Source organism: Kutzneria kofuensis (assembly GCF_014203355.1).
GTDB classification, from domain to species: domain Bacteria; phylum Actinomycetota; class Actinomycetes; order Mycobacteriales; family Pseudonocardiaceae; genus Kutzneria; species Kutzneria kofuensis.
In genome coordinates, this window is the sequence record NZ_JACHIR010000001.1 from 5200924 (window position 1) to 5211812 (window position 10889).

A 10889-nucleotide genomic window follows, 5' to 3' on the forward strand; every position below is an offset into this window, starting at 1 on the left:
GGCGCGAACCGGGCCTCAGGGCTTCCTCGCCACCATCGCGTACGTGCTGGACCGCTCCGGGTGGTCCTCGACCTCTTCCGGCGAGTCCGGATGCCAGGACGGCAGGTGCACCACCCCGGGCTCGACCAGCTCCAATCCCTCGGCCAGCCGGCTGACCTGCGCCTGGTTGCGCGGGAAGAAGGGGTTGTCGGTCCTGGTGTAGAGCCGTTCCACCTGCTTGCCGCGCTCGCCGACGTACTCGTGCGTGCCGTGGGACACCACGAGGTAGCTGCCGGACGGCACGGCGTCCATGTACGCCCGCACGGTGGCCCGGGCCAGCTCGTCACTGTCGACGAAGTGCAGCACGGCGAACATCAGCACGCCGACGGGCTCGTCCGTGTCGATCAGCTGGGCGACGGGGGCGGAGGCCAGCACGGACTCCACGTCACGCATGTCGGCGAGCAGCACCGCGGCGTTGTCGTTGGCCTCGAGCATGACCTGGCTGTGGGCGACGGCGACGGGGTCCTTGTCCACGTACACGACGCGTGCCTCGGGGGCGGCGCCCTGGGCGATCTCGTGCACGTTGCCGACGGTCGGGATGCCGGAGCCCAGGTCGAGGAACTGGCGGATGCCCCGCGACACGAGGTGCCGCACGGACCGCCGCAGGAACGCCCGGTTGGTCCGCATGATCAGCGGCAGTTCGGGCATGGCGAGCATGGCCTGCTCGGCGAACTCCCGGTCGACGGCGAGGTTGTGGTATCCGCCGAGGTAGTAGTCGTAGACCCGGGCCGCGCTCGGCCGTTCCAGGTCGACCTCGCCCGGGGCCCACGTCGGCCGCTCCATCTGCCCGCCTCCCAAAAATCACTCGACCGAGCGACCCTAGTGCAGGGTGGAGACGGTCACGGTGGTCGGCTCGCCGTGCACCAGCCCGGATTCGAACGCCTCGCGGCACGCCTGCCGCCGCACCTTGCCGCTGGTGGTCTTCCTGACCAGGCCGTTCAGCCCCAGCACCACGGTGTGGCAGGCCAGCCGGTGGTCGCCGTACACGGCCCGCCGCACGGCCCGAACCACCTCGTCGATCACCGCCTCGCTCGGCCGGCGCTGCCGCAGCTCGACGAACAGCACCAGGCGTTCGCCGGTGGGCTCGTCCTCGCCGGTGGTCACGGCGAACGCGGCGACGCCGCCGGCCCGCACCGCCGCGTGACAGCCGCGGACGCTGTCCTCGATGTCCTGGGGGTAGTGGTTCAGGCCGTGCACGATGATCAGGTCCTTGAGCCGCCCGGTCACGAACAGCTCGCCGTCGTGCCGGAAGCCGAGGTCGCCGGTGCGCAGGAACTCGCCATCAGCGCCGGGATCGTCGACACTGTCGGCCAGCCGGGCCCGGAACGTCTCGGCGGTCTCGTCCGGCAGTTCGTAGTAGCCGAGCGCCTTGCTCGGGCCGTCCACCCAGATCTCGCCGACCCGGTTCGGCTCGCACGGCAGCCGCGTCTCCGGGTCGACGATGAGCATGGTGGTGCCGGGTTTGGTCACGGGGCCGCAGCCGACGTAGCGGGCGCTGCGCGTCACCGAGCCCTCGGCCACGGGCACGACCCAGTTGCCGTCGAGGGCGTCCCGGTCGACGCGGATGACGCTGCCGCCGCCCATGGTGACACTGCCGGCGTGCTCGGCCAGCCCGTACGCGGGGTAGAACGCGTGCGGGGCCAGGCCGGACACCGCGAACGCCTTCACGAAGGAGTCCACAGTGGAGGCTCGAATGGGTTCGGCGGCGCACATCGCCACCCGCAGCGCGCTGAGGTCCCAGGATTCCCGCTGCTGCTCGGTGGTCTTGCGCACGATCAGGTCGTACGCGAAGTTCGGCGCCGCGGTGTGGGTGGCCCGGATCCGGGACACCACGTCCAGCCACACGGTCGGCCGGTGCAGGAAGGCCATGGGGGACATCGTGTACACGTGTCCGCTGCCGACCAGCGCACCCAACGTCATGGAGATCAGGCCCTGGTCGTGGAAGTGCGGCAGCCACGACACCGCCCGGGTGTCCGAGCCGCGCAGGTCGGTGTCGACCACGTTCTGCGCCAGCTCGCAGTGCAGGTTGCGGTGTGAGACAAGCACTCCGCGCGGGGAGCCGGTCGAGCCCGAGGTGTAGGTCAGCAGTGCCGGTTCGTCCAGTGTGGACGGCTGGTGCCAGGTTCGGTCCCGGTCGGCCTCGGGTCTGTCCCGGTCCGTTCGGTACCACGGCAGCGCCGGCCACAGCTGGCCGGCGCCGACCGTGGTGCGGATCCGGTCGTAGGCGCCGTGGGTGAGCACCGCCCGCGCGCCGGAGCTGGCCGCGATCGCGGTGAACGCCTCCAGGTCGTGCCGCATGGTGAACGGGTTCGGCGGCGCCGCCGGCACCGGCACCACGCCGGCCGCGAGGCAGCCCAGCAGGGTGACCGCGAAGTCGGGGGACGGCAGGTGCACCAGCAGCGCGCGGTCGCCCGGCTGCAGGCCCCGCCCACGCAGCTCGGCCACCACGCGGTCGGCCTGGTCGCCGAGCTGACCGGCGGTGTACGTCACCTCATCGGAGCCGTCGTCCCGCACGTAGCTGAGCAGCGGCTGGTCCGGCCGCTCGCGGCGGACCCGGTCGAAGGCGGCCGCCACCGTCTCGGGTGAGTCGATCCGAACCGTCATCGTGTCCACCGGCCTTCGTGGCGATGCCGACGGATTCTACTGGGCCGTGGTCAGCCCTTGATGCCGGTCTCGGCCACGCCCCGGACCAGGAAGCGCTGCAAGACCACAAAAACCAACACGAGCGGCAGGATACCCACGGCGGCGGCCACAAAAAGCTCATGAATGTTCACGTTCTGTGCGGTGAGGAACGTGGACATGGCCACCTGGACGGTCCAGGACGACTCGTCCTGGCCGATCACCAGCGGCCAGAGGAAGGCGTTCCAGCTGCCGATGAACTGGATCACCGCCACCGCGGCGAAGAAGCCGCCGGAGTTCGGCACCACGATCCGCCAGAACGTGCCCCAGTGACCGAGGCCGTCGATCCGCGCCGCCTCCTCCAACTCGCGCGGGAACGACAGGAAGTACTGCCGGAACATGAACGCCGTGAAGCCGGCGAACAGGCCGGGGATCACCAGGCCGCGCAGCGAACTCACCCAGCCGAGTGACGACACCAGCACGAAGCTCGGCACGAACGTCACCGCCGCCGGCACCATCAAAGTGGCCACGATCAGGTAGAAGACCTTGTTCGCGTGCTTGTACGGAATCCGGGCCAGCCCGTAGCCGCAGAGCGAGCCGAGCAGCAGCTGCCCGCCGGTCTGCAGCACGGCGATCACCAGCGAGTTCCACAGCGCGTGCGCCATCGGCACGCTCGGGTCGGTGAACAGCTCGGTGATGTTCTCCCAGTGCAGGGAACTCGGGAACAGCGACCACTCCGGCGAGGTGATCTCGGCCTCTGTGGACAGTCCATTGCGGACGATCAGGTAGAACGGCAGCAGGAACACCAGCGCCGCGACGGTCAGCGCCGCGTATCGCAGCGTGGTGCCGGCGACACCGGGGCGCAGGCCGACCGGTCGGTTGTCCATGGCGATCAGTCCCGTCGTCCGAAGCCGAGCACCTGGCCCTGCAGCAGCGTGACGAGCGCGATCAGCAGCGCCAGGATCAGCGCGCCGGCGCTGCCGTGCCCGTAGTCCTGCGTCTGCCCGAGCGCCAGGTAGTACAGGTAGACCAGCGGTGGCCGGCCGAAGTCGGGGTAGCCGCGGGCGGTGCCGAGCAGGTTGTAGAACTCGTCGAACGCCTGGTACGCGGCGATCAGGCTGAGCAGCAGCACCGCGATCGAGGTGGGCCGCAGCTGCGGGAAGGTGATGTGCCGGAACACCTGCCAGCCCGGCTTGGCCCCGTCCACGTACGCCGCCTCGTACAGCGAGTCGGGAATGCGCTGCAGGCCGGCGATGAACAGGATCATGTAGAAGCCGACCTGCAGCCACAGCCGGGCCGTCACCAGCACCACCCAGTACCAGGGCGGATCGGGGTTGGACAGCCACGCCACCGGGTCCTGCCCGAACCAGTCCAGCACGGTGTTGGCCAGCCCGAACCGCACGCCGCTGAACAGCGACAGCTTCCACACCATCGCCGCCACCACGTACGAGCAGGCGGTGGGCAGGAAGAACACCGACCGGAAGAAGGCGCGGGCGAACCGGATCCGGTTCACCGCGACCGCCAGCCCCAGCGCCAGCGCGAACGTCAGCGGCACGATGAACAGCGCGAACACGCTGAACGTCAGCAGGCTCTGCGCGAACGGCCCGGTCAGCATGTCCGCGTAGTTGTCGAGGCCGACGAAGGTGTCCGGAGTGACGGTGCCCTGCGCGTCGAAGAAGCTGAGGTAGGCGCTCCAGCCGATCGGGATGTAGTTGAAGATCAGCAACCCGATAAGGAACGGGCCGACGAAGACCCAGAACGGCCCTGCGGATCGCGCCGATGCCTGGAGGCGCAGACCGGAAAGACCGCGTCCTTTCAGCGATCTTTCCGGGCCAGCCGAAGGGATCGGCTCAGAGCGATCCGCATCCGCGCGGAACGCGCGCAGAGGGCGCTGCTTCCTCATCCGTAGAGCCTCTTGAGTTCCGTCTGCACGGATCCGGCCGCGTTCTTCAGCTCGGTCGTGGCGTCGGCCCCGCTGCGCACGATCTTGTTGAGCGAGTCGCTCAGCGCCAGCTGCATCTTCGCCGTCCACGGCGGCGGGTTCTGCGGCTTGCCGAGATCCTGCACGAAGCGCACGGCGTCGGCCGCCGGCCCGGACTTCAGCTTGTCGGCCTTGGCGGCCAGGCTCTTGCGGGCCGGGATGTGGAAGCCGTAGCTGAGGTCGAAGTCCTGCTGGTAGTCGCCGCGCTCGATCCACAGCCACTTCACGTACGCCTTGGCGGCGTCGATCTTCTTGCTCTTGGCGTTGACCATCGACCCGTACGCGCCGAACGGCACCGACGCCTTGCCGGCCCCGTTCAACGCCGGCCACGGCAGCACGCCGAAGTCGTCGCCCAACGCCTTCTGCACGGCCGGAACCGTCCACAGTCCCGTCCACTGCATGGCGGTCAGGCCCTGCACGAACGCGGACGGATCGGACCAGTCGGCCGGCGCGCCGAGCAGCAGGCTGTTGCTGGTGAACAGCGTCCGCAGCCTGCCGACCGACTCGGCGGCGAGCGGGTCGTCGAAGCCGACCTTGTTGTCGGGGGTGAGGTAGTCCAGCCCGGCCGACCACAGCAGCGGACCGGCCAGCACGCCGACGCCGCCGTCGTTGCCGAGGAACAGGCCCTTCACCTTGTTGGTGGTGAGCTTGTGGGCGGCGTCGATCAGCTCGTCGACGGTGCTGGGCGGCTGCAGGCCGGCCTTCTGCAGCATGCTCTTGCGGTAGAACAGCATCTGCATGTCCACCGACTGGGGGATGCCGTAGACCTGCCCGTCCACGGTGTGGCTGGCCAGCACCGACTCGGTGAAGTCGCTGCGGGCGTCGCCCAGCAGGTCGTCCAGCGACACGATCTGCTTGCTACGCACCATGTCCACCCGCAGCGTGGACTCGAACACGTCCGGCCCGTTGCTGGCGGCCAGCGCGCTGGCGATCTTCGAGTCGTAGTCGCCGGGGTTCCACTGCACGTGGACGGTCGCCTTGTCGTAGGCCTTCGCGTACCGCTCGACGGCCTGCTGCACGCCGGCCTCGCCGTAGGCGTGGTACCACTGCTCGATCGTGTCGCCGCTGCCGCTGCTACGGCCGGTGTTCGAGCCGCAGGCGGCGAGCAGGCCGGCCGCTGTGACGCCGCCCGCCATCCCCAGGAACCCACGCCGGCTGTACCCGCGCATCACGTCCACCCCTTCCAGTCGCGCCCACACTGAGTGACAACCCCACCACGCAAGCCTGGGCCCCGTCAGCCGATCCCTCAATGTGGAAGGGCCGGTCGGGGTCACAGTGATTTACTCCATGTTTTGGCCCATCGCGGCCGATTGGTCGTATCGTTGAAGGCACACCGAGACCCCCGCCGCTCCCTCCCCCCTGAGCGGCGGGCCCAGTGCCGGAGCCCCGCTCACCCCCGTGCGGGGCTCCGGTCATTTCCCAGGGAGTCCTGTGATGGCGACCACCTTCCACGAGGCTGCCGACGCCGCTGATCTCGTGGTCGACGTGCTGCTCGACGCGGTTGTCCCGATGGACGAGGGCACCGCGGAGAGCCGGATCGAGCTGCTGAACGGCCTGGCCCTGGCGGCCGAGGCGCTGCGCGCGGCCGGCCGCGGCGACCAGGCCCTCGCCGACGAGCTCGGCCGGTCGGCCAGCGCCAACTTCGACCGGGTGGACCCGATCGAGCTGATGCTGCTGCGCGGCTGACGGTCGAAGTCGAAACAATTTCGGCCCGCTCTTGATCAACGCTGTCGCCGGGCCCGGGACAACAGGGTCTGCAGCACGACAACCACCACCAGCACCGCGCCGCTGACCACGGCCTGCATGTTCGAGTTGAACCGGCCCAGCTGGTTGATCAGCTCCTGGATCACGAACAGCAGCGCCACCCCGGCCAGCGTGCCGCTCACCGCGCCCGCGCCGCCGGTCAGCATGGTGCCGCCGATCACAACGGCGGCGATGGCGTTCAGCTCCAGCCCGACCCCGATCACGGTGACGCCGGAACCCAGCTGTGCGGCGGACATCACGCCGGCGAAGCCGGCCAGCAGCCCGGAGATCACGTACACGCTGATCTTGGTGCGGGCCACCGGCAACCCCATCAGCGAGGCCGCGTCCTCGTTGCCGCCCACCGCGAACAGCCGCATGCCGAACGGTGTGCGTTGCAGCACAACGCCTCCGGCGAGATAGGCGACCACCGCGATCACCACCAGCACGGTGCCGTCGCCGAGCCAGCGGAACGCCGAGCCGGCCGGCACCAGGTACGTCGTCGAGCCCTCGCTGGTGATCAGCTGCAGCAGGCCGCGGGCGAACAGCAGCCCGCACAGCGTCACGATGAACGGCGCCATCCGCAGCCGCGCGATCAACGTGCCCTGGATCAGTCCGATGACGCCGCTCACCACCAGCGGCAGGATCAGCGCGCCGGCCAGGCCCCAGCGCGTCGACCCGTACGCCGCCAGCACACCGGCCAGCGCGTACACCGAACCCACGGACAGGTCGATGCCGCCGCTGATGATCACCAGCGTCATGCCGAGCGCGATCATCGCTAGGAAGCTGGCCTGCACCGCCAGGTTGCCCAGCGTGTACGCGGTCAGGAAGGTGCGGAACATCAGGCCGCCGGCGGCCAGGAGGACGACCAGCACGACCAGAGCGCCGTGCCGTTGGATCGCCGCGATCATCGTCCGTTCCTCCTCTCCCGCTGCACCAGCACCGCGGCGGCGATCAGCGCCGCCTCCAGCATCTGCGTCACCGACGCCGGCACGTCGTGCTTGATCAACGTGGCCGAGATCAGCTGCATCAGCAGCGCGCCGGCGACGGTGCCGATCACCCGCACCCGGCCGCCGGTCAGCGGCGTGCCGCCGACCACCACCGCCGTGATCGCGGACAGCTCGATCAGCAGGCCGAGGCTGGACGGGTCGCTCGCGGTGAGCCGCGCGCTGGCCAGCACGCCGGCGATCGCCGCGAACACCCCGGACAGCATGTACACGGTGAGCAGCGTGCGCTTGACCGGCAGGCCGGCGAACTCGGCGGCCCGGCGGTTGCCGCCGACCGCGACCAGCTGCCGGCCGAACGTCGTGCGCTCCACCAGCAACGCCACGATGACCACCAGCACCAGCGCCACCAGCACGGTCAGCGGGATGCCGATGACCGACGACGAGCCCAGCGCCAGCAGATCCGGGTTGTACAGCTGCTTCAGCTGCCCGTTGGCGATCACCAGCGCCAGTCCTCGGCCGCCGACGAGTAGGGCCAGTGTCGCCACGATCGGTTGCACGCCGGCGAATGTCACCAGCGACCCGTTCAGCAGCCCGGCCAGCGCGCCGGCGACGAGGCAGACCAGGATCGACGCCACCACGCCGTACCCGAGATAGAGCGGCAGCAGCGCGGCGGCGATCGCCATCACCGAGCCGACCGACAGGTCGATGCCCTCGGTGCCGATCACCAGCGCCATGCCCAGCGCCACCACCAGCGTCGGCACCACCTGCACCAGCTGGGTGCGGAGGTTGTCGGTGGTGATGAAGTTCGGCGTGATCACCACGTTGACCACGACCAGCACGATCAGCGCCAGGTAGACGCCGTAGTCGCGGATCGCGGTGCGCCGGATGAGGGTGCTAGCGCTGCTCATCGGCAATCACCGCCATCACGCCGTCCACCGTGACCTGGTCGCCGGTCAGCTCGGCCACCGAGGCCCCTTCCCGCAGCACCACCACCCGGTCCGCGCCCTCCACCAGCTCCTCCAGGTCGCTGGACACCATCACGATGCCCAGCCCCTGCCCGGCCAGCTCGTCCACCAGCGCCTGCACCTCGGCCTTCGCACCGACGTCGATGCCGCGCGTCGGCTCGTCCAGCAGCAACACCTTGGGGCTCATCGCCAGCCATCTCGCCAGCATCACCTTCTGCTGGTTGCCGCCGGACAGCTCGCCCACCTTCTGCTCCGGGCTGGCGGCCTTGATCCGCAGCCGGCGCATGAACGTGTCCACGATCTCGCGCTGTTTTCGCTTGGAGACGACGCCCGCCACCGACAACCGGGGGAGCGCGGCCAGCACGATGTTCTCGCGTACGGACAGGTTCGGGATGATGCCCTCCGCCTTGCGGTCCTCCGGCACGAGCACCAGACCCGCGCGGATGGCGGCGGGCGTGGAGCCGGCGCGGATCCGCTTGCCGGCGACCTCGATCTCGCCCTCGTCCAACGGCTGCAGGCCGACCAGCGCCTTCATCGTCTCGGTGCGGCCGGAGCCCAGCAGCCCGCCCAGGCCGACGATCTCGCCGGGATGGACCGTCAGATCGACGCCGTCGAGCACGGTCCGGCGGCGCAAACCCTTGCCGCGCAACACGGTCCGTTCGGCGCTGTCGTGCTCGCCGGCGAACACCGTGCGCTCGCCCTCGTCGGACAGGGTGCGGCCGAGCATGGTCGCCACCAGCTCCAGCCGGCCGATGTCGGCCAGCGGTCCACTGTGGACGACGCGGCCGTCGCGCAGGACCGTCACCGTGTCGCAGATCTGGTACAGCTCCTCCAGCCGGTGGCTGACATAGAGCACGGCCACGTTCCGCTCGTGCAGCCGCCGGATCACGTCGAAAAGGGTTTCTACCTCACGGGGTTCCAGCGACGAGCTGGGCTCGTCCATGATCACGACCTTGGCCCGCGCCCGCACCGACCGGGCCACCGCGATCATCTGCTGCACGCCCAGACCCAGTGTTCGCAGCTGGCGCCGCGGGTCCACGCTGATGCCCAGCTCCGACAGCAGCTCCCGGGCCTGCGCCTGCATGCCCGGGAAGTCGATGAGCCGCAGGCGATTGCGCGGCTCGTGGCCGAGGAACAGGTTCTGCGCCACCGACATCGACGGCACCAGGTTGACCTCCTGGTACACCGTGCTGATGCCGGCCGCCTGGGCGTCCAGCGGCCGGCCGAACGCCACCGGCTCGCCGTCCAGCAGCAGCTGCCCGGCGTCCGGCTGGTACACGCCGGTGAGCACCTTGATCAGGGTGGACTTGCCGGCGCCGTTCTCGCCCACCAGGGTGTGCACCTGGCCGGGACGCAGCTCGAAATCCACCTCCCGCAGCGCCTGCACGCCGGCGAAGTGCTTGCTCACCCCGACCGCCTGGAGCAATCGGACCTCCTCGATGAACGCGACTTACCCGACCGGCGCGCACTGCCGGCCGGGTAAGTCGGGACCACTCAGTAGGCGTTGCCGACCTGAGCGGCGGCGTTGGAGCTGTCGTACTCCCTGTCCTGGATGGTGATCGTCTGCGGGATCGCCTTGCCGGACAGGAAGTCCTTCAGCGTGGACAGCGCCAGCGGGCCGAACCGCGGGTTGGACTCGACGTCCCCGTTGATCTGCCCGTTGACGATGCCCTGCACCACGTTGCGCGTGCCGTCCACGGAGAACACCTTGATGTCGGTGCCGGGCTTCTTGCCGGCGCCGCTGATCGCGGTGACCGCGCCCAGCGCCATCTCGTCGTTCTCGGCGTAGATCGCGGTGATCTCCGGGTGGGCCTGCAGCAGCTGCTCGGTCACCGACTGGCCCTTCTCCCGGGTGAAGTCGCCGGTCTGCTGGGCGACGACCTGCACGTTCGGGGCGTTGGCCTTGAGGTAGTCGGTGAAGCCGCTGGTGCGGTCGGTGGTCACGTTGTTGCCGGTGGAGCCGAGCAGGATCGCCACCTTGGCGGTGCCGTTGGTGGCCTTCACCAGCTGGGTCGCGGCCCGCTTGCCCTGGGCCACGAAGTCCGAGCCGATGAACGTCAGGTAGTCCTTGCACGGCGTGGCCGAGGACAGCTTGCGGTCGATGGTCACCACCGGCACGTGCTTGTCTCTGGCCGCCTGCAGCGCCGGTTCCAGCCCCTCCGAGTTCAGCGGGGCCACGACGAGCAGGTTCGCGCCCTGCGCCAGCAGCCCCTGGATGTCGGAGATCTGCTGGCTCAGGTTGGAGTTGGCGTTGCGCTTGAGCAGCTGCACGCCCTGCTTCTGGGCCTCGTCGGTGATCGACTGGGTCTCGGTGATCCGGAACGGGTTGGCCTCCGCCTCGGACTGCGAGAAGCCGACCACGGCCTTGCTGAAGTCCACCTTGGTGGCGCCGTAGGCGTCGATCGTGCAGGTCGGACCGGACGCGTTGGACGCGGTCTGCTGGCCGCCGCCGGAGCCCGCGGTGGACCCGCCGCCGCCACTGCCCTCCGGGTTGGCGCATCCGGTGATCACCAGCAACGCGGCAACCGCGGCGGCCGCACCAAGGGAAGACTTCATCGTCGACACCCTCCTACCCGCTTCGGACCAAACTAACGGAAA

10 protein-coding genes are annotated in these 10889 nt (G+C 69.7%); 1 reads left to right on the top strand and 9 read right to left on the bottom strand.

What is annotated here, in order from left to right; translation table 11 throughout:
- Positions 1–15 precede the first annotated feature (15 nt).
- The 5 genes from BJ998_RS24305 to BJ998_RS24325 form a co-directional block, all read right to left on the bottom strand.
- Positions 16–822, bottom strand: coding sequence for an SAM-dependent methyltransferase (locus tag BJ998_RS24305; protein ID WP_184865140.1), 807 nt, complete (start codon positions 820–822; stop codon positions 16–18).
- Positions 823–858: 36 nt separating this feature from the next.
- Positions 859–2643: a fatty acyl-AMP ligase gene (locus tag BJ998_RS24310; protein WP_184865142.1), complete on the bottom strand. Its 1785-nt coding sequence runs from the start codon at positions 2641–2643 to the stop codon at positions 859–861.
- Positions 2644–2693: 50 nt separating this feature from the next.
- Positions 2694–3545: a carbohydrate ABC transporter permease gene (locus tag BJ998_RS24315; RefSeq protein ID WP_184865144.1), complete on the bottom strand. Its 852-nt coding sequence runs from the start codon at positions 3543–3545 to the stop codon at positions 2694–2696.
- Positions 3546–3550: 5 nt separating this feature from the next.
- The gene (locus BJ998_RS24320) at positions 3551–4384 is read right to left on the bottom strand and encodes a carbohydrate ABC transporter permease (RefSeq protein WP_246488643.1); all 834 of its coding nucleotides are present in this window, start codon (positions 4382–4384) and stop codon (positions 3551–3553) included.
- Between the two features lie 173 nt (positions 4385–4557).
- Positions 4558–5808, bottom strand: coding sequence for an ABC transporter substrate-binding protein (locus tag BJ998_RS24325; RefSeq protein ID WP_184865148.1), 1251 nt, complete (start codon positions 5806–5808; stop codon positions 4558–4560).
- Positions 5809–6073: 265 nt separating this feature from the next.
- Between BJ998_RS24325 and BJ998_RS24330 the strand changes: the two genes are divergently transcribed.
- Positions 6074–6325, top strand: coding sequence for a hypothetical protein (locus BJ998_RS24330; RefSeq protein WP_184865149.1), 252 nt, complete (start codon positions 6074–6076; stop codon positions 6323–6325).
- Positions 6326–6360: 35 nt separating this feature from the next.
- On the opposite strand, the gene BJ998_RS24335 is transcribed toward BJ998_RS24330, so the two are convergent.
- The 4 genes from BJ998_RS24335 to BJ998_RS24350 form a co-directional block, all read right to left on the bottom strand.
- Positions 6361–7290: an ABC transporter permease gene (locus BJ998_RS24335; protein WP_184865151.1), complete on the bottom strand. Its 930-nt coding sequence runs from the start codon at positions 7288–7290 to the stop codon at positions 6361–6363.
- On the bottom strand, positions 7287–8234 hold the full coding sequence (locus BJ998_RS24340) for an ABC transporter permease (RefSeq protein WP_184865153.1): 948 nt from the start codon (positions 8232–8234) through the stop codon (positions 7287–7289). Before BJ998_RS24340 ends, BJ998_RS24335 begins: the two co-directional genes overlap by 4 nt.
- The gene (locus tag BJ998_RS24345; protein WP_221338107.1) at positions 8221–9717 is read right to left on the bottom strand and encodes a sugar ABC transporter ATP-binding protein; all 1497 of its coding nucleotides are present in this window, start codon (positions 9715–9717) and stop codon (positions 8221–8223) included. Before BJ998_RS24345 ends, BJ998_RS24340 begins: the two co-directional genes overlap by 14 nt.
- A 68-nt stretch (positions 9718–9785) precedes the next feature.
- Positions 9786–10847 carry an ABC transporter substrate-binding protein gene (locus tag BJ998_RS24350; protein ID WP_184865155.1) on the bottom strand — a complete coding sequence of 354 codons (1062 nt, stop codon included), beginning with the start codon at positions 10845–10847 and terminating at the stop codon, positions 9786–9788.
- Positions 10848–10889: the final 42 nt, after the last annotated feature.

What these genes read in the sequence shown, in the direction of transcription:
- BJ998_RS24305 (WP_184865140.1), bottom strand. Translation starts at nt 822, where the DNA reads ATGGAGCGGCCGACGTGGGCCCCGGGCGAGGTCGACCTGGAACGGCCG.
- BJ998_RS24310 (WP_184865142.1), bottom strand. Translation starts at nt 2,643, where the DNA reads ATGACGGTTCGGATCGACTCACCCGAGACGGTGGCGGCCGCCTTCGAC.
- BJ998_RS24315 (WP_184865144.1), bottom strand. Translation starts at nt 3,545, where the DNA reads ATGGACAACCGACCGGTCGGCCTGCGCCCCGGTGTCGCCGGCACCACG.
- BJ998_RS24325 (WP_184865148.1), bottom strand. Translation starts at nt 5,808, where the DNA reads ATGCGCGGGTACAGCCGGCGTGGGTTCCTGGGGATGGCGGGCGGCGTC.
- BJ998_RS24330 (WP_184865149.1), top strand. Translation starts at nt 6,074, where the DNA reads ATGGCGACCACCTTCCACGAGGCTGCCGACGCCGCTGATCTCGTGGTC.
- BJ998_RS24335 (WP_184865151.1), bottom strand. Translation starts at nt 7,290, where the DNA reads ATGATCGCGGCGATCCAACGGCACGGCGCTCTGGTCGTGCTGGTCGTC.
- BJ998_RS24340 (WP_184865153.1), bottom strand. Translation starts at nt 8,234, where the DNA reads ATGAGCAGCGCTAGCACCCTCATCCGGCGCACCGCGATCCGCGACTAC.
- BJ998_RS24350 (WP_184865155.1), bottom strand. Translation starts at nt 10,847, where the DNA reads ATGAAGTCTTCCCTTGGTGCGGCCGCCGCGGTTGCCGCGTTGCTGGTG.